Source organism: uncultured Hymenobacter sp. (assembly GCF_964243305.1).
Lineage (GTDB): Bacteria > Bacteroidota > Bacteroidia > Cytophagales > Hymenobacteraceae > Hymenobacter.
Genome location: NZ_CAXTEF010000006.1, coordinates 88,769 through 110,972 on the forward strand (window position 1 = coordinate 88,769; position 22,204 = coordinate 110,972).

General features: G+C 62.8%; 27 protein-coding genes. 10 read left to right on the forward strand and 17 right to left on the reverse strand.

All coding sequences use genetic code 11. The annotated features are described in order from the left end of the window. Positions 1–15: 15 nt before the first annotated feature. Both ACFE70_RS06030 and rlmN read right to left on the reverse strand, forming a co-directional pair. Positions 16–288, reverse strand: a complete 273-nt coding sequence (locus ACFE70_RS06030) for a hypothetical protein (RefSeq protein WP_375416822.1) — start codon at positions 286–288, stop codon at positions 16–18. Between the two features lie 16 nt (positions 289–304). Then, positions 305–1,390 carry a 23S rRNA (adenine(2503)-C(2))-methyltransferase RlmN gene (gene rlmN, locus ACFE70_RS06035; protein WP_375416823.1) on the reverse strand — a complete coding sequence of 362 codons (1,086 nt, stop codon included), beginning with the start codon at positions 1,388–1,390 and terminating at the stop codon, positions 305–307. A 143-nt stretch (positions 1,391–1,533) separates the two neighbouring features. Here rlmN and ACFE70_RS06040 point away from each other — a divergent pair, with 143 nt between their 5' ends. Together ACFE70_RS06040 and ACFE70_RS06045 are read left to right on the forward strand one after the other, a co-directional pair. Next, the gene (locus tag ACFE70_RS06040) at positions 1,534–1,758 is read left to right on the forward strand and encodes a hypothetical protein (RefSeq protein ID WP_375416824.1); all 225 of its coding nucleotides are present in this window, start codon (positions 1,534–1,536) and stop codon (positions 1,756–1,758) included. A gap of 72 nt (positions 1,759–1,830) precedes the next feature. Further along, positions 1,831–2,160, forward strand: coding sequence for a type II toxin-antitoxin system PemK/MazF family toxin (locus ACFE70_RS06045; protein WP_375416825.1), 330 nt, complete (start codon positions 1,831–1,833; stop codon positions 2,158–2,160). Positions 2,161–2,179: 19 nt separating this feature from the next. Here the strand turns inward: ACFE70_RS06045 and ACFE70_RS06050 are convergent, their stop codons facing one another. Next, the gene (locus tag ACFE70_RS06050; protein WP_375416826.1) at positions 2,180–2,605 is read right to left on the reverse strand and encodes a thioesterase family protein; all 426 of its coding nucleotides are present in this window, start codon (positions 2,603–2,605) and stop codon (positions 2,180–2,182) included. Between the two features lie 57 nt (positions 2,606–2,662). On the opposite strand from ACFE70_RS06050, the gene mnmD reads away from it, so the two are divergent. The 3 genes from mnmD to ACFE70_RS06065 all read left to right on the forward strand — a co-directional run bounded on the left by mnmD (position 2,663) and on the right by ACFE70_RS06065 (position 5,162). Further along, on the forward strand, positions 2,663–3,337 hold the full coding sequence (gene mnmD / locus ACFE70_RS06055) for a tRNA (5-methylaminomethyl-2-thiouridine)(34)-methyltransferase MnmD (RefSeq protein WP_375416827.1): 675 nt from the start codon (positions 2,663–2,665) through the stop codon (positions 3,335–3,337). A 98-nt stretch (positions 3,338–3,435) separates the two neighbouring features. After that, a complete protein-coding gene (locus ACFE70_RS06060) occupies positions 3,436–4,641 on the forward strand; it encodes a DUF2157 domain-containing protein (RefSeq protein ID WP_375416828.1) in 1,206 nt (401 codons plus the stop codon). Between the two features lie 2 nt (positions 4,642–4,643). After that, complete coding sequence (locus tag ACFE70_RS06065; RefSeq protein ID WP_375416829.1) at positions 4,644–5,162, forward strand: GDYXXLXY domain-containing protein; 519 nt, start codon at positions 4,644–4,646, stop codon at positions 5,160–5,162. Positions 5,163–5,273: 111 nt separating this feature from the next. On the opposite strand, the gene ACFE70_RS06070 is transcribed toward ACFE70_RS06065, so the two are convergent. The 9 genes from ACFE70_RS06070 to pheS form a co-directional block, all read right to left on the reverse strand. Then, positions 5,274–6,098 carry an energy transducer TonB gene (locus tag ACFE70_RS06070; protein ID WP_375416830.1) on the reverse strand — a complete coding sequence of 275 codons (825 nt, stop codon included), beginning with the start codon at positions 6,096–6,098 and terminating at the stop codon, positions 5,274–5,276. 331 nt (positions 6,099–6,429) lie between these two features. Then, entirely contained in the window at positions 6,430–7,032 is a 603-nt protein-coding gene (locus ACFE70_RS06075; protein WP_375416831.1) for a 5-formyltetrahydrofolate cyclo-ligase, read from the reverse strand. A gap of 22 nt (positions 7,033–7,054) precedes the next feature. Then, on the reverse strand, positions 7,055–7,915 hold the full coding sequence (locus tag ACFE70_RS06080; protein WP_375416832.1) for a carboxypeptidase-like regulatory domain-containing protein: 861 nt from the start codon (positions 7,913–7,915) through the stop codon (positions 7,055–7,057). Between the two features lie 81 nt (positions 7,916–7,996). Beyond that, positions 7,997–9,595 carry a bacillithiol biosynthesis cysteine-adding enzyme BshC gene (bshC, locus tag ACFE70_RS06085; protein WP_375416833.1) on the reverse strand — a complete coding sequence of 533 codons (1,599 nt, stop codon included), beginning with the start codon at positions 9,593–9,595 and terminating at the stop codon, positions 7,997–7,999. A 200-nt stretch (positions 9,596–9,795) separates the two neighbouring features. Continuing rightward, positions 9,796–11,121 (reverse strand): 30S ribosomal protein S12 methylthiotransferase RimO, encoded by a 1,326-nt coding sequence (rimO, locus tag ACFE70_RS06090; RefSeq protein WP_375416834.1) that lies wholly within the window; start codon positions 11,119–11,121, stop codon positions 9,796–9,798. 88 nt (positions 11,122–11,209) lie between these two features. Continuing rightward, positions 11,210–11,470, reverse strand: coding sequence for a DUF2442 domain-containing protein (locus tag ACFE70_RS06095; protein ID WP_375416835.1), 261 nt, complete (start codon positions 11,468–11,470; stop codon positions 11,210–11,212). 2 nt (positions 11,471–11,472) lie between these two features. Further along, entirely contained in the window at positions 11,473–11,694 is a 222-nt protein-coding gene (locus tag ACFE70_RS06100; protein WP_375416836.1) for a DUF4160 domain-containing protein, read from the reverse strand. A 50-nt stretch (positions 11,695–11,744) separates the two neighbouring features. After that, positions 11,745–12,374, reverse strand: coding sequence for a Uma2 family endonuclease (locus ACFE70_RS06105; protein ID WP_375416837.1), 630 nt, complete (start codon positions 12,372–12,374; stop codon positions 11,745–11,747). Between the two features lie 51 nt (positions 12,375–12,425). Continuing rightward, complete coding sequence (gene pheS, locus ACFE70_RS06110) at positions 12,426–13,577, reverse strand: phenylalanine--tRNA ligase subunit alpha (RefSeq protein ID WP_375416838.1); 1,152 nt, start codon at positions 13,575–13,577, stop codon at positions 12,426–12,428. Between the two features lie 91 nt (positions 13,578–13,668). Here pheS and ACFE70_RS06115 point away from each other — a divergent pair, with 91 nt between their 5' ends. From ACFE70_RS06115 to ACFE70_RS06125, 3 genes are all read left to right on the forward strand, one after another. Next, the gene (locus tag ACFE70_RS06115) at positions 13,669–14,121 is read left to right on the forward strand and encodes a hypothetical protein (protein ID WP_375416839.1); all 453 of its coding nucleotides are present in this window, start codon (positions 13,669–13,671) and stop codon (positions 14,119–14,121) included. 175 nt (positions 14,122–14,296) lie between these two features. Then, complete coding sequence (locus tag ACFE70_RS06120; protein WP_375416840.1) at positions 14,297–14,725, forward strand: hypothetical protein; 429 nt, start codon at positions 14,297–14,299, stop codon at positions 14,723–14,725. Between the two features lie 43 nt (positions 14,726–14,768). After that, positions 14,769–15,155, forward strand: coding sequence for a hypothetical protein (locus ACFE70_RS06125; protein WP_375416841.1), 387 nt, complete (start codon positions 14,769–14,771; stop codon positions 15,153–15,155). Between the two features lie 154 nt (positions 15,156–15,309). Here ACFE70_RS06125 and ACFE70_RS06130 read toward each other — a convergent pair whose 3' ends face one another. The 3 genes from ACFE70_RS06130 to ACFE70_RS06140 all read right to left on the reverse strand — a co-directional run bounded on the left by ACFE70_RS06130 (position 15,310) and on the right by ACFE70_RS06140 (position 18,405). Further along, a complete protein-coding gene (locus ACFE70_RS06130; protein WP_375416842.1) occupies positions 15,310–16,581 on the reverse strand; it encodes a M16 family metallopeptidase in 1,272 nt (423 codons plus the stop codon). Between the two features lie 103 nt (positions 16,582–16,684). Continuing rightward, positions 16,685–17,737, reverse strand: a complete 1,053-nt coding sequence (gene arsS / locus ACFE70_RS06135; RefSeq protein ID WP_375416843.1) for an arsenosugar biosynthesis radical SAM (seleno)protein ArsS — start codon at positions 17,735–17,737, stop codon at positions 16,685–16,687. 335 nt (positions 17,738–18,072) lie between these two features. Then, complete coding sequence (locus ACFE70_RS06140; protein ID WP_375416844.1) at positions 18,073–18,405, reverse strand: arsenosugar biosynthesis-associated peroxidase-like protein; 333 nt, start codon at positions 18,403–18,405, stop codon at positions 18,073–18,075. Positions 18,406–18,440: 35 nt separating this feature from the next. On the opposite strand from ACFE70_RS06140, the gene ACFE70_RS06145 reads away from it, so the two are divergent. After that, a complete protein-coding gene (locus ACFE70_RS06145; RefSeq protein ID WP_375416845.1) occupies positions 18,441–19,145 on the forward strand; it encodes a TIGR04283 family arsenosugar biosynthesis glycosyltransferase in 705 nt (234 codons plus the stop codon). Positions 19,146–19,280: 135 nt separating this feature from the next. Here ACFE70_RS06145 and ACFE70_RS06150 read toward each other — a convergent pair whose 3' ends face one another. Further along, the gene (locus ACFE70_RS06150) at positions 19,281–20,132 is read right to left on the reverse strand and encodes a septal ring lytic transglycosylase RlpA family protein (RefSeq protein WP_375416846.1); all 852 of its coding nucleotides are present in this window, start codon (positions 20,130–20,132) and stop codon (positions 19,281–19,283) included. A 359-nt stretch (positions 20,133–20,491) separates the two neighbouring features. Between ACFE70_RS06150 and ACFE70_RS06155 the strand changes: the two genes are divergently transcribed. Then, positions 20,492–21,406, forward strand: coding sequence for a DUF72 domain-containing protein (locus ACFE70_RS06155; RefSeq protein ID WP_375416847.1), 915 nt, complete (start codon positions 20,492–20,494; stop codon positions 21,404–21,406). A 43-nt stretch (positions 21,407–21,449) separates the two neighbouring features. Here the strand turns inward: ACFE70_RS06155 and ACFE70_RS06160 are convergent, their stop codons facing one another. Beyond that, positions 21,450–22,022 (reverse strand): arylesterase, encoded by a 573-nt coding sequence (locus ACFE70_RS06160; protein WP_375416848.1) that lies wholly within the window; start codon positions 22,020–22,022, stop codon positions 21,450–21,452. Positions 22,023–22,204: the final 182 nt, after the last annotated feature.

Below are 22,204 nucleotides of genomic sequence, written 5' to 3' on the forward strand. Positions count from 1 at the left end.
GGCAGGCTTCGCAACCTAAGCGCCAACCACCTGACGGCCGGCGTGGGCTACGCTTTTGGGCAGGGCAAGTTCCTGAGCCCGCCGGTGCTTCTGCCTGGCAGCGTTGCCGGGGTGCAGCGTGGCCAGCCGCGCCTGAGGGGCAGCCTGGGCCTGCGGCATGGCTTCATTAGCTACTATTGCAGCACCGGCGTCGGCGGCGGTGGCAGGACGGTGCCCTTCGCTGAGGCGACGTGACGGTTTGGGCGGGTCGAGTAAGACGAGGGGGGTAGGGAATCGGTGGGTTGCCAAGTCGGCCCTGCCCGAATTAAGCCGCCGCTTTCTCTTTCCCCGCCAGCTGCCCACAGGCGGCGTCAATGTCCTTGCCGCGCGAGCGGCGCAGGTTGGTTTGCACGCCGCGGTCAGCCAGGTACTTGAGGAAGGCCATGAGCTTGACTTCGCCGGTGTTGCGGTAGTCGGCGTGGTCAATCGGGTTGTACTCAATCAGATTGACTTTGCAGGGCAGCCACTTCGTGATTTGCAGGAGCGCTTCGGCGTCCTCCGGCGTGTCGTTGAAGCTCTCGAAGACGATGTACTCGTAGGTGACTTTGCGGCCGGTTTTCTGGTGGTAGTACTGCAAAGCTTCCTGGAGCGCGGCCAGCGAGTTGGCTTCGTTGATGGGCATGATTTCGTTGCGCTTGGCGTCGGTGGGCGCGTGCAGGCTCAGGGCCAGGTTGGCTTTCACGTCGTCGTCGGCCAGCTTCTTAATCATCTTGGCGATGCCGGCCGTGCTGATGGTGATGCGGCGCGGGGCCATGTTGAGCCCGTCGGGGGCGGTGATGCGGCGCACGCTCTCCACCACGTTGGCGTAGTTGAGCAGCGGCTCGCCCATGCCCATGTACACGATGTTGGTGAGCGGCGTGCCGTACTGGCTTTCGCACTGCTCGCGGATGCGCACCACCTGGTCGTATATCTCGGCCGCGTCGAGGTTGCGCTTGCGGTCCATGTAGCCGGTGGCGCAGAACTTACACGTCAGCGAGCAGCCTACCTGACTGGAGATGCAGGCTGTCATGCGCGTGTCGTGGGGGATGAGCACGCCCTCCACCACATTGCCGTCGTAGAGGCGGAAGGCGGACTTGATGGTGCCGTCGTTGCTGAGCTGCTGCTGTTGCACCGTCACGCCGTTGATGACGAAGTGTGCCGCCAGCAGCTCGCGCGTGGCCAGGCTCAGGTTGTTCATCTCCTCGAAGGAGGCGGCCGTGTTCTTCCACAGCCACTCCTGCACCTGCTTGGCACGGAAGGGCTTCTCACTGTGCTCCACCATAAAAGCCTTCAGGTCTTCGGCCGAGACTTTACGAATGTCGCGTTTGGCGGCGGCAGGGGGGGTAGGGAGTAGGGGCAGTTCGAGCAGCATAGTGTAAAGATACAACTGCTCAAAGTCCTAGGTTCCGGGAAAAGAACTATTTAGTGTGGGGGCGTATTTTGCAGTCACATTAAACTTGTTGCGTTATGCATAACCAAGCTCTAATTGCTGAAACCGGCCGCTTGTTAGCCGCTTTGTCCGCAGATAAAGCCCAGACCGTGCGCGATTTTGCAGCTTTTCTCGCGCGGCAACACTGGGATAATCTTCCGGTGGTAGATGACCCCTCCATTGCGGACGAAACTGAGGAAGAATTACGGGCCGACATCGCCGCTATCGTAAGCTACAGCGGGTCGTTCGACTGGCTCCACGACGAGCCAGATATCTACACCGACAACGACTTAATAGAGCGCTACAAATAACTTTTTACTTACCTTTTAATTTCTTGGTAACGGGAGTATTTTTATTCCGTAAATCTGGAAAAGAAACACGGAGTGAAAAAAGGAGACATTGTTTCGGTCGATTTTCCCTTCACGGATTTATCCGGTACTAAAAGACAGCCTGCGCTATTCTTGACAGAAGATGGTAGTGATGCCACGCTTGCATTTATTGCAACTCAGACACATCAAGCTCGACCTGCTGATGTGCTACTAATTCTAAGCAGCCTCAATGGTTTGAAATTGCCTTCCGTCGTTCGGACAGGTAAATTTGCCACGCTAAATCAGCAACTTACCCACGGAAAGTTGGGAGAAATAATTCCGGCTGAAATTGTGGCAGTTGACGCCGGACTTGTGCAGTCGCTTGACATCAAATTTCCTGTCTGAATAATAGTTTAGTGTAGCCTTACCCGCTCACCCGCGCCGCTAGCTCCTCAGGCAGGCCGCGCAGCTTGCGAATGTTGTAGTCAAAGCAGAGCATTCCGGTTTTGGCGCGGGCCACGGCCTTGCCGGCTTGGTTACTTACCTCATACACCACATCGAAGCCGTATTTGTGCGCATCCAGCGTGCCCAGGCGCAGGTGCAGCACGTCGCCGTAGAAGGCCTCACCTTTGTACTCAATCGCCACGTCGGCCATGATGAAGCCGAGCTTGGTGGCCGCGTCAAACTCGGCCGTGCCCAGGTGCGCCAGCAGCTGCACCCGCGCCTCGTGCAAAATGCTGAGCAGCGCATCGTTGCCCAGGTGGGCGCCGTAGTTGAGGTCGGTGATGCGCACCGGAATTTCGAGCGTGAGCAGGAACGTAGCGGGCAGCTCTACTTTTACGCGGGCCATTTTAATGGGCAATTACTAATGAGCAATGAGAAATTCATTGGTTCTTCAAAGGTAGAGGTGCGGCTGACCGGGGACGGCTCCAGCACGCTGTTTGTGCCGGCTTTGAATGAGCACTACCACTCCACGCACGGCGCGCGGCAGGAGTCGCGGCACGTGTTCATCGGGGCAGGACTGCTGGTGCGGCTGGCGGCGGGGCTGGGGCAGCCCGGCCGGCCGCCGCTGCGCCTGCTCGAAATCGGCCTGGGCACCGGCCTGAACGCGCTGCTGACGCTGCAAGCGGCGCAGGCAGCGGGCGCCGCCGTGGCCTACGACGCGCTCGAAACGTATTCCCTACCCCCCGCCGTGGTGGCAAGGCTCCTGCCCGAGTGGGCCGCGCAGCCCGGCGCGGCGGGCGGCTGGTTTGGGGCGCTGCACGCCGCGCCCTGGGGCGAGCCGTGCCCGCTGGCGCCGGACTTTTTCCTCACCAAGCTGGCCCAGCCGGTGCAGGATGCTGCCCTGCCCGCCGGCTATTACGACCTGCTTTATTTCGACGCTTTCGCGCCCGCAAAGCAGCCGGAGCTGTGGACGGAAGCCGTTTTTACGAAGCTCTACGCCGCAGCCGCGCCCGGTGCGGTGCTGGTGAGCTACTGCGCGCAGGGGCAGTTTCGGCGCAATTTGCGGGCGGCCGGCTGGCTGGTAGAGAAGCTGCCCGGCCCGCCCGGCAAGCGCGAGATGACGCGGGCGGTGAAGTAACGGGGGAATGAGCGAATGGGTGAATGAGTGATGTTGTTCCTTTGCATTTCCAGCGGCTCATTCACCCATTCGCTCATTTGCTCATTCCCTCATTGCCTATGAGCCGCAAATTTCTGGAAACTGACAGTCCCACTTGGGTGGCTCAGGGTCTCATCAGCGAAGAGCAGCGGCAGAAGCTGCTGGCCCGCTACCCCGCCGACGCTGGTGCCGTGGGGCTGCTGCCGCTGCTGGGCAGCGGCCTGGTAGGCCTGAGCGTGCTGAGCGTGGTGGCGGCCAATTGGCAGGGCCTACCCCCCGCGTTGCGCCTGAGCCTGCTGCTGGGCTTCCTGGTGGGCGCCTACGCGGCGGGCAGCTACTTTCTCCGGCGCGGCAACTTCGGGCTGGGCTACGGGCTCATTGGGCTGGGGCTGATGGGGTTCGGGGCCAGCATTATTCTCACCTCGCAGCTCTATCAGCTGGTGGGCTACGACGCCAGCGGACTGCTGGCCTGGGTGGTGGCGGGCGTGGCTCTGAGCTGGCTCTACGGCAGCCGGCAGCTCCTTAGCCTGACCATCGTCATCGGGGCGGGCGTCCAAACGTACTGCGTCGAGGCGCTGGGCTCGTTCAGCTACGCCACGGCCTTGCTGGTGGCAGGGGGGGTAGGGATATTGTGGTGGCGCCGGCCCAATCCGCTGATGGGCAGCCTGCTGGCTACGGGCCTGCTCTGGCAGGCGGCCTTGCTGGTGGCGGCGCTGCACGCCAAAATCACCTGGTTTTTCATTCCCGCCATGCTCGTTTATGCGGCCGGCGACTGGCAGCGCGAGCCCGCCGCCGGCCGCGCCATCCAGAATCCTTCCTTGGCGGCAGCTTATCTCTTCACGCTGGGCCTGGCCGTGTTCGGCGAAACCGAATCGTACGCCGGCGAGCTGCGGGCGCCCGTGCTGCCCTACCTGGTGGCGCTGGCGGCGGTGCTCGCCATCTCGGTGGCCGGCAAGCTGCGCCAGCAGCGCCGGGCCTCGCTGCCCGACTGGCTCCTGCTTTTGCCCGGCTTCTACCTGCCCGGCGGGCTGCCGCTGGCCGTAGCGACGCTGGTGGTGCTGTATCTGCACGCGGGCTCGGTGCTGGCGCGGGCGCAGCAGCCGGGGCAGTCGGAGCAGCTCACGCTGGGCACGGTCTTGTTTGTGGTGGCCACGATGGTGGCGTACTTTAAGCTGACTTGGGGCTTTCTCGACCAGTCGCTGTTTTTCCTGCTCGGCGGCGTGCTGCTGCTGGGGCTGAGCTGGTATTTGCGGCGCCGCAACAAGGTAGTTATCAGTGAGCAGTGAAAATGAGCCCTGACCGCCGCCGCTCGCTGCTGGCGCTGCTCGTGCTGGCGCAGGCACTCTACGTGCTGGGCGTGGCCGCCGCGGGCTACGCCACTACTGCCCTAGGCCAGCATATCGTGCTCAGCACCCGGCCCATCGACCCGCGCGACTTGCTCTACGGCGACTTCGTGCGCCTGCGCTACGGCATCAGCGAGGTGCCGGCCAGCCTCTGGCGCGAGCCGGCTACGTCGCCCCGGCGGCGCCAGAACGTGTACGTGCTGCTGGCCGCCGGCCCCGACAGCCTCAGCACCGCCATTGGCGTGTATGCCAGCGCGCCGCGGCCGGCCGCGGGCCAGGCAGTATTGCGCGGCTGGATAACCGACGTGTACGCCCGCTCGCTGGGCCTGCGCTACGGCCTGGAGCGCTACTACGTGCCCGAGGGCAACGGCCTGCGCCTCGAAGCCGCTGGCCGGCGGCGCCCGCTGCGGGTGCGGGTCAGCATCGCACCCTGGGGGCAGTCGCGCATCACCAGCGTGCGCTAAGGCTCGGGGTCCAATCCCTACCCCCTTGTTTTAACCAAAAACTCCCGAACCCGGCGCGCGGCCAGATTCGGGAGTTTATTTCACTTTACTGAAAGCAGGTTTCCCTACCCTCTACTGAATCTTAAACGTAATCGGCACGCTGTACGATACGCTCACCTCGCGGCCATTCTGTTTGCCGGGAATGAAACGCGGCAGCGTCCTGATGGCGCGAATCGTTTCCTCATCCAGGCCGGCGCCCAGCCCTTTGACCACTTCTATGTCAACCACTTCGCCCTGCTTATTCACCACGAAGCGCACGTACACCTTGCCCTCCACGCCCGCGCTGATGGCCCGGCTGGGGTATTTCACCGCCTTCTGAATGGCCGCCACGATGGCCGCTACGCCGCCGCCGCCCGGCAGCTCCGGCATCTGTTCGGCGGTGAGAAAGGGTTTTTCTTCCACGATGCCAGCCGTCTCGTTGGGCGCTTCGGCTAGCTCTACCGGCTCCAGAGTAGCAGGCATACTGGGGCCGATTATAGTTTCGGGACCGACTTTTTGGCCCTCCAGCACTTTCGCATCCGGTATTTCTTCCGTCACCTCCGTTTCTTTGGCTACCACGGGCGGCGTAAACCGAATTTGGGGCACCGGCGGTGGCGGCGGGGCTACCGCGGGCGGGGGCGGTAGCACCTCCTCTTTGCGCTCGTCGAGAGGCGGCGGGTTGATGGGACCAACCGGAATGGGCGGCTTGGTTATCACTACCAGAGTAGTGTCCTTCAGATAATTGGCCAGAATGGGCGAAAATACCAGCAGCGCAAAGATGGTGGTGGCAATGGCCAGGGCCCGCGACACGTGCCGCTGATACAGGCCCCGCAATTGGTAAGCGCCGTAGCCTTTGTTGCGGCCGTCGAAGATAATATCATCGAAGCTGGCGGCGGCCAGCTGGGCATTGGTCATCATGAGGGGGGTAGGGGTTTAAAACGGGTGAAGCAAGCTTAAGTCGGCGGGAGAAGTGGGAGCCAGCACGGCTCGTCGTCGGCCGCCTTTCGCTGGTTCAGGATGGGCCGGGCGCGGTTGGAGTTCTGCCATAGCTAGGGAAAAATTAGGTGGAGAATATCCGGCCAACGCGACCCCTGAATGGCTTATTGCGAGCTAATTACAGCCATGCAAGTATTTATTTTTCGCACAATTTGAGCGCCATCGCCGCGTTAGCTATCCTTGCCAGTGCGGGCCCCGGCTGGGCAGCAGAATACCCGCCGCTGCAAACTCCATTCACCAAATCCCTACCCCCTCAAAACCGCCACACGCTGCCCGGCGTCAGGCAGGCGGTGAGGCGGATGTCGGTGGGCAGCACGTCGATCAGGGGCGGCACAGGCGCCTCGTCATCAAGCACTTGCAGGCCGATGAAGGCGCAGCCGGGCCGGCACCGGGCCAGAAACTGGTCGTAGAAGCCGCCACCGTAGCCCACGCGGTGGCCCGTGGCGTCCACGGCCAGCAGCGGCACCAGCACGGCATCGAAGGCTTCGGGCGGCACTTCGGCCAGGTGAGGGGGGGTAGGGACGGGCTCCGGGATGCCCCAGCGGTTGGCTTGCAGCGGCGTGACCGGGGTCAACTCGTAGTGTCTCAGCGAGATGCCATCGGGCTGCACCACGGGCGCGGCCAAACGGAAGGGTAGAACCTCGGCCCAGAGGCGGCGGATGATGAGCCAGGTGTCGGGCTCGTGCTGGCGGGCCAGGGGCAGAAACACGTGCAGCCAGCGCCACTCGGCCACCGGAAAATGGGCGAAGAATTGGTCGGCTAGCTGCGCGCTGCGCCGGGCTATTTCGGCAGGAGCCAAGGCCCGGCGGCGGGCCAGGGCGGCGCGGCGGCGGGTGGCTTTCAGGTTTTCCTCCATGCGGCGGGGCAGCGACCGGGCGCTAGTCGCTCACCGTTACGTAGAAGCTGAGCTTGGGCTGCATCCCGGCCAGCAGCGCGCCCACCGATTGCCGCTCCCAGGTGGCTTGGCTGGCGCGGCGGGCGTAAATCTCGTTGCCGGTGTAGCCGATGGCGGCCGAGAAGGCAAACTCAGCGCCCTTATCAGCTGCATCAACCCACTTGAGCATTTCCAGGGAAAGGAAAAAATCTTCGTTCAGCACGAGCTGGTCGGCCTGCAAATCGACGGTGATGGGACCTTTGACGATGGGCGCGCTCACAATCACGTCGCGGGTCAGCAGTTTGAAGTCGGTCGGGCGGCCCTGACTATCAAGCCGGTACATATTGACCCGAAACGTGACCTGGCCCGGCGAGCTGCGCGCAATGTTGAAGTGGGCGCTGAGCACCCGCGTGGGCCGGCGCCGGAGCTTGATAACCGTGCCTACTTCGCCGCCCAAATCATTGCGGCCGAGCGTGTTGGTGGCGTTATCAGAGTTGCCGGTGTTGCCCAGCGTGTGCCGGCGCCGCAGCCCCGACTTGCCCCGCACCTGCACGTCGGCCAGCGCCACAGCGGCGGGCGTCAGCGCCAAGTCGGGCCGGGCAGCCAGCTCGCGCAGGGTGAGGGTGCGCGGGGCGTAACCCAGGCTCGATACGCGCACGGTTTCGCCCGCCAGGTTTTCTCGGAAAGCCAATTGGTAGGCGCCGTGCTCGTCGGCCACCGTGCCCAGGGCTTTGCCCACCACGCCGATGTTCACAAATGGCAGCGCCTCGTGGGTTTCCGCGTCCGTGATGCGCCCGCTGATGGACTGGGCAAACATGGCGGCCGTGAGCAGCAGGAAAAAGGCGAGCAGGAGGGTTGGCTTCACGCGGAAGAGGGGGGTAGGGAATGGCCAGCAGCTGACTGCCAGCCAGCGGCCAGGATAGGCGGTTTGGCTGGCCGAATCGGCTCAGTCTTCCTCCAGCACCGTGAACTCCAGCGCCAGCGGCTCAAACGCGGCCAGCAATTGCTCAAAAAACGCGGGATTGTTAATTAATACGCTGAGCACATTGTCGGTGCGCTCCTGCAAGCCGCCATCCGGGAAGAGCTTGTCCTTGAGGGCGCTGAGCTGGGTGTAGGCGGTTTCGTGCTTGGCTTCAGCGGCTTTGCCCAGGCGCTTTTCGAGGCCGGCCACAGCGGCGGCGGCTTTCTGAGCTTCGGCGGCCACGGTGCGTACCAGCGTCGGGTCGAGGCGCTGGGCCAGGGCCGCCACCTGGTCGAAGGCGGCTTTCAGTTGCATTTGCGCCTCACTCAGGCTGACTTCTTCCTGGCCCAGCGCGGCGCCAACCTGCTTTTTCAGCTCCGGCAAGGGCTTGAACATGTCCAGCGCGCTCAGGCCCAGCTTGCGCAGCTTGCTGGCGTTGGCGCGGCTCAGGTAAAGGGCCGAGTTGCGCAGCAAAACGAGGGGGTAGGGAACTTCATTCAGGGCAAAAACCTCCTTCAACTGGCCCCAGTAAGCTACTTCGGCCCCGCCGCCGATGTAGCACAGGTTGGGCAGCAGCAGCTCCTGATACACGGGCCGCAGCACCACGTTGGGGCTGAAAAGCTCGGGGGTTTGCCGGGCCAGGGCCAGCAGATCCTGCTGCGTGTGGCACTTGCCGGTGCCGCGCAGCATGATTTGCACGCAGTCGGCGCCGGCCGCGTCGGGCTCCAGCCGTTCGCGCTGGCCTTCCTCGGTGAGAAAAAACAGGTTTAGCGGACGCGAATACACCTGCGGCCGGTAGCCGGCCGCTTCGAGGCGAGCGTTGGTGGCCTGCACGGCCTGGTTGGATGCTTGATGCAGAATCTCGCGCTCCAGTACCGGCACCAGCGCTTGCTTCAACTCGGGCCGGTCGGCATCCAGTCCCACCAGGCCCAGCTCGCCGAACAGCGCGTTCACCAGCCGCAGCGTGGCCTCGCCCAGCGTGGCAGCTTCGCGGTAGGCGGCCAGGAAGGAGGCCGGCATTTCGGCCGGCAACTGGCTCAGCACCTGGGCTTCCAGGCCGGCGAGGGGCAGGCGGCCGACGGGCCCGCCAGTCTGCTCGGCCTGCCACTCATAGCGCTTGCCAAAGAGCTGAAAGTGATTGATTTCAGCGAAGTCGTGGTCTTCGCTGGCCAGCCAGTACACGGGCACGAAGTCGTAATCGGGATAGGTAGTCTTTAACTCCCGACACAGCTTGACGGCCGAAATAATCTTATAAACGAAGTACAGCGGCCCCGTGAACAAGGCCAGCTGATGGCCGGTCGTGACGGTGAACGTGGTGTCGCGCGCGAGCAAATCCAGGTTGGCCTGCACGGCCTGTGGCACCGAGGCGGGGGGTAGGGATTCGTATTGCGCCCGCAGCGCCGCCACGAGCCGCTGCCGGCTGGCGGCGTCGTAGTGGGATTTTTTTTCCGCAATCTGCTCCGCGAAGGCGGCCAGCGTGGGCGGCCGGTGGTAGAATCCGGCCAGGGCCGGCGCCTGCTCAATATAGTCCAGCACGAGGCCGGAAAAGGCGCCGGTAGCGGCGTAAGAAGTTGTCTGAACCACGGATTTATCGGATTTATCGGATTGGTCGGATTTCGGGGACGATTCGGCTTTGGGCAGGCTTGCACTCGCGCGGCGAAGGTCGGGGTTAAACAGAAAAGGCAGCCGCATGGCTGCCTTTTGCTCAGCATTAACGTCCTGTTTGCTCAAAAGCTTGGTCAACTAAGCTGCCAATCGTCCCCGAAATCCGATAAATCCGTGGTTCAGACACCAGCAAGCTCGCCGTACAAGTCGAAATCCGACGCGCTCGTGATTTTGATATTGGCGAAGTCGCCCAACTGAATCTGCGTCCGGCCCGTCGCCGTCACCGGCACCAGCACTTCGTTGTCCACTTCGGGCGAGTCAAATTCGGTGCGGCCCACGAAGTAGCCACTCTCCTGCCGGTCGAAGAGCACGGGGAAGGTATGGCCAATTTTAGCCTCGTTCAACTCCAAAGAGATACCCTGCTGCAACTCCATGATGGCGTCGGCGCGCTGCTGCTTGACGTCGGCCGGCACATCATCAACCAAGGTGTGCGAGTGGGTGTTTTCCTCGTGCGAATACGTGAAGATGCCCAGCCGGTCGAAGCGCGTCTGCTCCACGAAGTCGTAGAGCTGGTCGAAATCAGCTTCCGTCTCGCCGGGGTGGCCAGCGATGAGCGTGGTGCGCAAGGCAATACCCGGTACGCGCTGCCGCATGGTGTCCACCAGCTCCAAGGTGCGGCGGCGGCCGATGCCGCGGCGCATGATGCGCAGCATATTATCCGAAGCGTGCTGCAAGGGCATGTCGAGGTACTTGCAGATGTTGCTGCGCTCGGCCATCACGTCCAGCGCGTCCAGCGGAAACTGGGAGGGGTAGGCGTACTGCAACCGAATCCAGCGGATGCCGGGCACGTCGGAGAGGCGCTGCAATAGCTCGGCGAGCTTGCGCTCGCCGTAGGCTTGCAGACCGTAGTAAGTCAGGTCCTGGGCAATGAGAATCAACTCCTTAACGCCCAGGCCGGCCAGGCGCGTGGCCTCGCGCACCAGCTCGTCCAGGGGCCGGTCCACGTGTTTGCCGCGCATGAGCGGGATAGCGCAGAACGAGCACGGCCGGTTGCAGCCCTCCGCGATTTTGAAGTAGGCGTAGTGCTTGGGCGTGGTCAGCAGCCGCTCGCCGACCAGCTCCTTCTGGTAGTTGGCGTTCAGCGTCTTGAGCAGCTGTGGCAGCTCCAGGGTGCCGAAATAGGCATCGACCTGCGGGATTTCGATTTCCAGCTCATCCTTGTAGCGCTGCGAGAGGCAGCCCGTGACGTAGAGCTTGTCGAGCCGGCCAGCCTCTTTCTCGTCGGCGTAACGCAGGATGGTGTCGATGCTTTCCTGCTTGGCGTTGTCGATGAAGCCGCAGGTGTTGATGACCACGATGTTGGCGTCGTTCTTCTCCGCCTCGTGCGTGACTTCAAACTTATTGGCCTGAAGCTGACCCATCAGCACCTCGCTGTCGACCAGGTTTTTGGAGCAGCCGAGGGTGATGACGTTTACTTTATTCTGAGTTTGATTGCGGACCTTCATTTAATCACAGATGATGCAGATGGGGCGGATGTCGCTGATTAAGAGGGGTAGGAACATCTGGCAGGAATTATGAATAGCTCGAGGGGGCTTAGGCCGGCTGTCCGGCGCGGGCATCCACGGCATGGTAGCGCAGGTAATCGGGACACATATCATAGTCGTTGGGCCAAAAAATTCCCCGACCATTCGGGTACAGGGCAGCTTGCTGAAAAAAAGCCAGGTCGGCCAGGGGCGCCGTCAGAGCATCAGAGCCGATAAATAGTTTAATATCAACCACTTTATCGGTGCCATCATCGAAGCGCAGTAGCAGTTGCGCGTTGGGCAACGGCTGCAAGTCAATAATATGAATCATGGCTAAGACAAAGGCTCTATTTTGAGAAGTGGTTCTGGCCGGGCTGCTTTTTCCCAGTTTGTCAGCAGCTCGGCCCGGTGTTCTAGAGCCCACTCGGTAGCCAGCAGACGAGCATGCTTGGGTAGGCTGCCTCCTAGTATCTCTAAGGTTTGAATGTCAAACAAGGCTTCTTCTCCTTGATACTCAGCGTGAAAATGCGACGGATTGTGGTGGCGGAAAAACATTCAAATAATGATTCCATAAAACCGACAGATTTCGGACATTTAAGCGGACGTTAACGTAAAGCAGTCAGGGCGAACGCAAAGCCAGGCAGCACGTCCTCGCCGCTCAAAATCTCCTCGAATGACTTGACCACGCTCACCGAGCCATCAGGGCGGAAGACGCGGGCAGTCTGGGTTTTGGGGTCCAGGAGCCAGGCCAGGCGGCAGCCGTTGGCCATGTACTCCTGCATCTTCGGCGTCATCTCGTCTAGCGAGTCGCGGGCCGACATCAGCTCCACCACGAACTCCGGGCACAGCGGCGGAAACTTCCGGCGCTGCTCGTCGCTGAGCGTTTCCCAGGTGGCCGTGCTCACCCAGGCCGCATCGGGCGAGCGCACCGCGCTGCTCGGCAGCCGAAAGCCCGTGGAGGAATCAAACACGAGGCCCAGACGGGCCTGACGGTTCCAAATGGTCAGGTCAGTGACCAACTCACTGTTGCGGCGACCCGTGTCGCCGCCGGTTAGGGCCATATGCTCAATGGTGCCGTCGGCGCGGCGCTCGAATTTGGATTCCCGGTTGGCTTGGCAGAAGGCGAAGAACTCGTCTTCCGTCATGTTTTGCAGCCGCTCGGCCACGCTGAAGCGCGAGCCCTCCTCCAGCTCCTGGTCGGAAGGAAAAGGCAGGGTGAGGGTCATCGTTTTCATAGGAAAGACTCAACAGGTTTTGAGCGCCGAATGATTCAGCGAGCCAATGATTTACGCGCTTTCAAACTGCCGCAAAAACCGCAGGTCATTCTCCGTAAAGAGGCGCAAATCCTTAATCTGGTACTTGAGCATGGCGATGCGCTCGATGCCCATGCCCCAGGCGTAGCCGGAGTACGTTTCGGGGTCGATGCCGCAGTTTTCGAGCACCGCGGGGTCGACCATGCCGCAGCCCAGAATCTCGACCCAGCCGGAGTATTTGCACACGTTGCAGCCCGCGCCGGCGCAAATCAGGCAGGTGATGTCGACCTCGGCGCTGGGCTCGGTGAAGGGGAAGAAGCTGGGCCGAAACCGCACCTGCACCCGCTCGCCGAACATCTCCTGCACGAAGTAATAAATGGTCTGCTTGAGGTCAGCAAAGCTCACGCCCTCGTCCACGAACAGGCCCTCGACCTGGTGAAACATCATGTGGGCCCGCGCTGAGATGGCCTCGTTGCGAAACACGCGCCCCGGCACCACGCAGCGAATGGGCGGCTTTTGGGTTTCCATCACCCGCACCTGCACGTTGCTGGTGTGGGTTCTGAGGAGTTTAGGAGGGTGGGAGGGTGGGAGGGCAGGAGTTGGTAGTGCTTGTTCGGGTGCCGGCGAAGAGGAATCAGTAGCGGCTTCTCGCTCACCATCAACTCCTCTTACTCCTACCCTCCTACCCTCCTGTCCTACCCCCCCCTGCACGAAAAACGTGTCCTGCATGTCGCGGGCGGGGTGGTTTTCGGGGAAGTTGAGGGCCGTGAAGTTGTGCCAGTCGTCCTCAATTTCGGGGCCTTCCTGCACGTTGAAGCCGATGCGGGCAAACACGCGCAGCATCTCCTCGCGCACGAGCATGAGCGGGTGGCGCGTGCCGAGCTGGCCGGGCACCACGGGCAGGGTGTAGTCGAAGCCAGCATCGGCGGGCTGGTTGGCGCTGGCCGCTTCCAGTGCCTGCTGGGCCTCGTCGTAGCGGGCCTGGGCCTGCTGCTTGAGCTGATTCAGCTGCTGGCCCACGGCGCGGCGCTCGTCGGCGGGCACGGTTTTGAGCAAGTCAAACAAGTCGGCCAGTTGGCCTTTGCGGCCCAGGTAAGTTAGCCGGAACTGGTCGAGGGCGGCGGCGGAAGTGAGGTCGGCGGCGCTGAGGTCGGCGGCGAGCCGGGCAATGGATTCGGCTATCATAAGGCAAAGGTAAGACCGGGGTCATACCCTGTGACCCGATTTGGGCGTATGAAGGTTTGTCCGCTAAGTCTAACCTTCTTCTATTCAGCCAATGAAACGCTCTCTATCATCTCTTTTCGTGCTCGGCGCCTGCGGGCTGCTAAGCGTCGCCAGCGCCCAGGCGCAGCAAGCTCCGGCCGGCACCCGCCAGGGCACCCCGGCCCGGAAACCAACCCCTGGCCAGCCCGTTTCGGGCACGGCCAAGCGCAGCTCCTCCACCACGAAAGCGTCGGGCGCGAACAGCACCTCGGCCGCGGCCACCGCTACCGGCACCGCCGCCAGCGACTCCAAAAACAACCCCGACACGCCCAACACCGTGAACGCCAACGGCAGCATCGGCTCGCAGGAATCGGCCGATAGCAAGGGCCAGGGCGTGTATGCCGCGCCCGGCCAGCCCGTGAACCCGGTAAGGGGCCAGAAAACCGACTCTTATGATGGCAAAGCGGCCAAGCCCGCTTCTTCTACCAAGAAAAGCAGCACCCTCAAGCCGGCGGGCCAGCGGTAAACTCACCCGTTTTTGACTATTATTCAAAGGCCCAATAAGCCCTCATTGCCTGGCAGTGGGGGCTTATTGGGCTTTAAGCGGGCTTGGCGCCAGTAAGGGGGGTAGGGAATGGCGAGAAAGCGGCACAGTTTTCGTTTTTCAGGCTGGCATCTTCCACTTTATTCCTCTTTTCGCCATGCTTCGCACGCTCACCACCCTCGCCTTATCGGTCTGCCTGCTGGCGGGCGCCCAGGCCCAGACCACCCCCACGGCCACCAGCAAGAAGGCCGCCGCCCAAGCGGACCGCACGGCCAAAAAAGCCCAGCGCACCGCCAAAAAAGCCGACAAGCAAGCCGACCGGGTGGCCCGCAAAGCCGCCGCCAAGTCGGCCGCCGCCCTTAACGACGGCTGGCCTCCGCTCGATGAAAGCACCACGATGGTAGCCAGCACCACGCCCACCGATGCCAGCTACGGCGCCAGCCAGTCGCCCTACGGCCGCGACAACGTGTATGCCGCTCCCGGAATGCCAGTCAACATCCGCACCAGCAAGAAGGCCGTACCCTACAGCGTACGCCCGCCCCGCCCCGCCAGCCACTCCCAGACCACGCTTGCCAACGGGCAGTAGGCAGCAGCTTTCCGGCGAACTTCCTACCCCCCTCTCCCGCATCATGCTCCGCTACCTGCTCGTTGCCGCGCTTCTGCTGGCTGGCCTGACTGAGGCCAGTGCCCAAACTACCACCCGCCGCAAAACCGCCAAAAAGCGCGCGGCCTATTCGGTGCGCGGCCCGCGCCGGGCGGTTGGGCCGGGCATCTCGCCCCGCACCGGCCGTCCCTACGGCGAGGCGCTGGCCCAGCATCCGGAGCTGAAAGACCAGGTGTATCTGGCCCCCGGCGTGCCGATGCGCAAGCGCTCGACCTACCTGCCCAAGAGCAGCTACAGCAACCGCGCCCCGCGCGCGGCGGCGCTCGGCGCCGCTACTACCCGCAACGCCAACACCACGCTTAACGGCGGCACCAAATCCGCCGCGCCCGCCAAGGCCCGGCGCCGCCCCTAGCGGGCATTATTTTTTGACGAGTATCGCAACGAGTATTTAAAAGCTAATTATATAGAAATCAAGCGAGGGACGGCAAAAAGCTAATCATGCTTTTTACCGTCCCTCGCTTGATTTTGGTTGTATTCAGATTCTAAAGCTAAACTGGCGGTAGCAATCAGGCTTTTACGTCGGCCAGCTCGGCCGGCGCTGCTTTTTCAGCCTGATAATACAGCGTGCTGCAATTCTCGGGGCGCAGTACGAGCTGCGCGGCCTCGCGCACGGCGGCCACGTCCACGGCCTGAATGAGCTGGCTTTCCTGATTGACAAGGTTGGCGTCGCCGAGCAGCTTGCTGTAGGCCAGGTTAAGGGCGCGGTTGAGCAGGTCGATTTCGCCAAAAATGAGGCTGGCCTCGGCCTGATTTTTCACCTTGGCCAGCTCCAGCGAGTCGACATCGGCGCTGACGAATTCTGCCACTACCGCCTCGACAGCGGCATCGGCTTCGGCCAAATCCACGCCGGCATTGAGCTTGCCACTGACGACCAGCAGGCCCGCGTCAAGCGAGCCGGTGAGTGAGGCGGAAATATTATTAAACAACGCCTGTTCTTTCACCAAGCGCTGGTGCAGGCGGCTTGACTTGCCCCGGCCCAGGATGTCGCTCAGCAAGTCGACGGCGTGGTAGCGGGGGTCGCGGCGGGCGGGCATGTGGTAGGCTTTGTAGAGCGCCGGGAGCGGCACGTCGGCCGTCACCTCCAGCCGGCGCGCTTCGGTTTGGGCGGGCTCCGTAGGCAGTTGGCGGCGGTAGGGCACCCCGCCCGATATTGACCCGAACCACTTCTCGGCCAGCTGCTTAGCTTCGGTCACACTCACGGCGCCGGCCACCACCAGGATGGCGTTCTGCGGGGCGTAGTGCTGGCGGAAGAAGCTGCGCACGTCATCCATCACGGCGTTTTCGATGTGCGAAATCTCCTTGCCAATCGTGTTCCACTGGTAGGGGTGCACCTGGTAGGCCAGGGGCTTGAGCTTGAGCCAGACGTCGCCGTAGGGCTGGTTGAGGTAGCTCTGCTTGAACTCCTCGACCACAACCTTGCGCTGCACTTCGAGCCCGTTTTCCGAAAAGGCCAGGTCCAGCATCCGGTCGGATTCGAGCCAGAAGCCGGTTTCGAGGTTGGCGGCGGGTAGGGACAGGTAGTAGTTGGTCACGTCCGAGGACGTGAAGGCGTTGTTTTCGCCGCCCACGCGCTGCAAGGGCTCGTCGTAGGAGGGAATGTTGACGGAGCCCGAAAACATCAGGTGCTCAAACAGATGCGCGAAGCCGGTGTGGCCGGCGTCCTCGTCGCGCGAGCCCACGTCGTACATCACATTGAGCACGGCCATTGGCGTCGTATGGTCTTCGTGCACGAGGCAGCGCAGGCCGTTGGCGAGGGTGAATTCTTCGAACTGAATCATGAAAAAAAGGAGGGGGTAGGGAATGGCGTTAGCGGCCGGGCCGGCGCGGCAATGCGCCAAAAACCTGGTCCGCGGCCGACCACTTGAAATAAAGGGAAAAGATTTAAGCGGCTGTCGCGCCGCCGCAGCTGGAGCCGGCGCCGGCCGTGCAGCCGTAGCAGTGCTGGTTGAGCACCACGGCCCGGCCGGCCAGCGCGGCCAGCTCAAAGTCGCGGATGTGGCGCGGCACGGCGCCGCCCACGGGCAGGTCCAGCATCTGGTTGAAGTCGCAGTCGTAGAGCTGCCCGTCCCAGCCCACGGAAAGGGTGCTGCGGCACATCACGTTGGCCGCCGCGGCCGGGTTGAAGCCCTGCACGAGCTGGCTCATGTACGTATCGTAGTTGCCGCTTTCGAGCAGGTAGTCCAGAAACCGGCTCACCGGCAGGTTAGTGATGGTGAGCAGCTGGTGAAAGCTGATGCCGTAGCTGGCCAGGCGGCGCTTAAACTCCTTTTCCAGCGCGGCCTGGTTGCCGGGCAGAAAGGCCCCGCTGGGGTTGAACACCAAATCGAGCGACAGGTCCGAGCCGGGCAGGCCGTAGCCGGCGGCGTTGAGCATTTGCAAGGCCTTGATGGATTTCTCAAACACGCCCTCGCCGCGCTGCGCGTCGGTGCGCGAGGCCGTGAAGTAGGGCAGCGATGAGACGACCCGCACCCCGTGCCGGGCGAAGAAGTCGGGCAGGTCGTAATATTTTTTGTTGGCCAGAATGATGGTCAGGTTGCAGCGCACAATCAACTGGCGGCCCAGGGCGCTGACTTCTTCGACCAGCCAGCGGAAGTCGGGGTTCATTTCGGGGGCGCCGCCGGTCAGGTCGACGGTGCGGATGCCGGGGGCGGCCCGCAGCGCGGCCAGGCACTGCCGCATGGTGTCGCGGGTCATGATTTCCTTGCGGTCGGGGCCGGCATCGACGTGGCAGTGCTTGCACACCTGGTTGCACATCTTGCCCACGTTGAGCTGCAAGGTGCTGATGCCCGTGGCTTGCAACGGAAACAGACCCGCCTCGCGCAGCTTGCCGGCAAAGGCGGGAAAGCTGTCGCCCTGGCGCCGTGCCTGGTTGAGCACGTCAAGCTGGAAGACGGGATTGGCCGCCTCGGGGCGGGTTGCGAGCAGTGATTTCATGAGCAGTAAGAAGCCAGCGGCCGGCGGGAGGGGGTAGGCGCGCGGCCGGGTTTTCAATCTTGCCACAACCACGGACTCCCGGCAACAGTTTGCTCAGCCGTGGATTCGGGCGGCGGGGCCGGATTGTTCGCGGCGGCATCAGAAGCTGGCTGGATTAACGTGAGGGAGCAATCAACTCATTGGTCCAGTCATGCTGAGTTTGCGAAGCATCCTGTCACGCCTCAACGAGCAGTATATAATTGAGTACTACATCATTCTAGCGTGATAGAATACTTCGCAAGCTCAGCATGACAGATGGATAGAATACCCTACCCCCTCTCACAACCCCAACCGCCCTACATCGTCACTTCCTTGATTTTATTCATCATCTGCACGCCGTGCACCAGCGACGAGCCGCCGCGGATGGCCGCCGTCACGTGGATGGCCTCCATCATCTGCTGCTCGTCGGCGCCCTTCTGGAGGGCATCCGTCGTGTAAGCATCAATGCAGTAGGGACATTGCACGGCGTGGGCCACGGCCAGGGCAATCAGTGATTTTTCGCGCTCACTCAGCGCGCCTTCCTTGAATACTTCGCCGTAGTAGTCGAAGAACTTGCGGGCCAGGTCGGGACCATACTCGCTGATTTGGCCGAATTTGGCCAGGTCGTCGGGGTTATAATAGGTTTTCATGCCCTGAATGTACGCCAACCAGCTTGACCCTCCTCATGGCTTCGGCACCCTGGCTCAGCATTATCATTCCTACTTTCAACGAGGCCGGCCACATCGGGCCGCTGCTGTGGGCGTTGCGCCGGCTGGGGGCCGCGGCCCCCGCCGTTGAGCTTATCGTGGCCGACGGCGGCAGCACCGATGCCACCGCCGCCGAAGCCGCTGCGGCCGGCGCCCAGCTCGTGCATAGTCCGCGCAAGGGCCGCGCCGCCCAGCTTAACTACGGCGCAGCGCGGGCGCGCGGCGCCCTGCTCTACTTTCTGCACGCCGATTCCTACCCCCCCGCCACGCTGCTAACCGACCTGCGCCGGGCCTGCGCCGCCAGCGGCTGCTACCGCCTCGCCTTCGACGACCCGCACTGGTTTTTGCAGCTCAGTGCCTGGTGCACGCGCTTCGATTGGGACGCCTTGCGCTTCGGCGACCAAAGCCTGTTCGTGCGCCGCGAGGTGTGGGCCGCAGTTGGCGGCTACAACGAGCGGCTCATCGTGTTCGAGGACCAGGAAATCATCGGGCGGCTGCGGCGGCAGGGCCGCTTCGTCGTGCTGCCGGGCGCCGTCATCACCTCCGCCCGGAAATACCGCGCCAACGGCGTATACCGGCTTCAGCTCACGTTCGGGTTGCTCTGCCTGCTCTACCGGCTGGGCGTGGCGCAGGCCACCCTGGTGCGGCTGTACCGGCGGCTGATTCGGCAGGGCAAGATTTAACTCGGCTCTGAGAGCAGTAGCTGTGAGTTAAAAGCTGTGAGTCAAAACCTTTATAAATCAGCATTTTAACTTTTGACTCTCACCTTTTAACTTCTTTCACAAGGACGTACCCGCACCTGGGAATCACTGTAGAATCTACAGCTGCGCCACATCGCGCACCAGCCCGCCGATGCCCCAGAGCTGCAGGCGGCGGCGCAGGTTTTCGGCGGCGGGGCGCTCGGCAAAGTTGACGATGAGCACCCGGCTGAGTGGCCGCCCGGCAACGGTTTCATCCACTACCCGCACCTCCAGCCTCGGGTCCAGCGCCTGCAGGCGCGTCTGCACCGCCCGCGCATTCGCTACGTCGGCGAAGGTGCCGGCCTGCACCACATAAGACCTGGGGGCGGCCGGCACACTGGCCAGCATCACTTCGAGCGTGATGAGGGGGGTAGGGATTATGGACGCGACCTCGGCGGCCAGCTCAGCGGCGGGTGCACCGTAGGTGGTGAAGGGGGCCTGCGGGGCGGGGTCAGCAGCTTGCAGCGCGGCCAGGTTGGCGGGGGCTTTCGTGGGGCCGAGGGGAGTAGAGGCCGGCACGACTTCGGCAATGATGGTGGCGGCGCCGCAGCAGACGATGTTCAGGGGGCGGGCGGCAACCTCCGACAAGTCGATGATGCGCTGGTGGCGGAACGGTCCGCGGTCGCTGACGCGCACCACTACTGATTTGCCGTTGGTAAGGTTAGTGACGCGCAAACGGGTGCCGAAAGGCAGCGTCTTGTGGGCGCAGGTGTAGGCAAAGCGGTTGTAGCGTTCGCCACTGGCCGTGCGGGCTCCCTGAAATTCGCGGCCGTACCACGAGGCCCGGCCGCGCAGCACCATTGTGCTGGTGACCTTGGCGGGCTCGGTGAGGTGGGCGGCCCGGTGGCGGGCCTGCACCGCCGCCAGCGGGGCCAGCAGCAGCCACAAAGAGAAGGCAGCGGACGAGAAGTGTCGAAAGGATAAAATCACTATAAGTCCTGGATGGTGAATCAGCCAAAACTAGGCACCACTCCCAGGCCCACCCATCTTTTTCGGTTCTTAAGCCGAAATGACAGCTTAATAACTTATCCTTTTCCCATAAAACTTGTATTTAATTAATTCAAGAGCAATCTGAACGAGTTGCGCCTGCGTTTCAGGAGGCTAGTTTTGACAGTTTGTCGGCTGCGCAAAACATAGCATTAAAATTAGACTTTAGGACGGGTACAAGATTTTGGCTTTTAGCGCTGCTCCCTGGCCCGCTGCCCGGTTGCATAAGTCCCGGCTTTTTTGTAATGCTTAAAGCGCTGCTTTAAGCCCTGCCGCGCGGCCTTTCGCCGTACTTTTGTCCTATGGATTTTGGCCGCCTGCCCGACCTGCGCTACGTTGATTTCCGGCTGCCGCCCGACCATCCCGAAACCGCCGCCGTGCTGGCCCGCGCCCGCCCCACGCAGCCGCCTACCCCCGGCTTGCACGTGGGCTGCCCCATCTGGACGAATAAGGAGTGGCTCGGCTCTTATTTCCCGCTCGGCATCCGCGAAGCGGACTATTTGCACTACTACGCCCGGCAGTTCAACGCCCTGGAGCTGAACACCAGCCACTACCGCATCCCGGACGCGGGCACCGTGCGGCGCTGGCGCGAGCTGGTCGGGCCGGGCTTTAAGTTTTGCCCCAAGCTGCCGCGCAGCATCAGCCACGAGCGCGAGCTATACCAGGCCGACGACCTCGTGGTGCCCTTCGGCCGGGCCGTGGCCGGGCTGGAAGACAACCTGGGGCTGGCTTTTTTGCAGCTGCCGCCGCACTTCGGCCCCGAGCACCTGCCTCGGCTGGAGCGCTTCCTGCTCGACTTTCCCGCCGACGTGCCGCTGGCCGTGGAGCTGCGCCACCCGCGCTGGTTTCAGGATGCCGGCCTGCGCGACGCGGTGATGGCTACGCTGGAGGCGTTAAATAAAACGCTGGTTATCACCGATGTAGCTGGCCGGCGCGACGTGCTGCACCAGCGCCTGACCACCGCCACGGCCTTCATTCGCTTCAACGGCCACGGCCTGATTCCGTCGGATTATCAGCGGGCCGACTTCTGGGCCGGCCGCCTCACCGAGTGGCTGGCGCAAGGGCTGCACGCCATCTACTTCTTCATTCATCAGCGCGATGTGCGCCACGCGCCGGTCTGGGCCAGCTACTTCCTGGCCCGGCTGCAGGAGCTGAGCGGGCTCTACGTGCCGCCGCCGCAGGTCATTCCGCAGGCCGTGCAGGGCAGCCTGTTTTGAATCCCTACCCCCTCCCCGGTCGGTCATCCTGCGCATCTTTCGCTTACAGCAGCGGGCGCAGCACGGCCCACACGTTCTCAGCCAGAATCTGCTGGCCGGCGGCGTTGGGGTGCACGCCGTCGGGCAGGTTCAGCTCGCGGCGGCCCAGCACGCCTTGCAGCAGAAACGGGATAAACCCTACCCCCTGCTCATCGGCCAAGGTGCGAAACAAAGACTTGAATTCCAGCGCGTAGCGTCCCATCTTGTGGCCGCCGAGCGGGCCCAGGTCGAAGGGAAACTCCAGGCCGGCCAGCACCAGGACGGCGGCCGGAAACTGCCGCTTCACCTCCGTGAGGATGTGCTTGAGATTCTGACTGGTTTCGCGCACCGGGATGCCGCGCAGGCCATCGTTGGCGCCCAGCGCGAGCACGAACACGTCGGCCGGCTGCCGGGCCAGCACTGTGGGCAGGCGCTGCCGGCCGCCGGCGCTGGTTTCGCCGCTAATGCCGTAGTTATGCGCCTTGTAAGGCAGATTTTCCGCGTCGAGCTTTTGCTGAATCAGGGCCGGAAAGCTTTCATTGGCGCGCAAGCCGTAGCCGGCCGTAAGGCTGTCGCCGAAGCAGAGAATGTTTTTCATAAAGGCAGAAAGCCGCCGGCCCGGCCCGGCAGGCACGCGGCGGGCCAACGCCGCGGACGCGGCGAAAAGCTGGTGGAGATTAAAAGTCACTTTACTAAATCAGCGCCTTGCGCTGGCTATTTTCAGCCGGCAGCGCGGGCAGGATAAAAATCCCTACCCCCTCCCAAACAGTCAACTGGCCG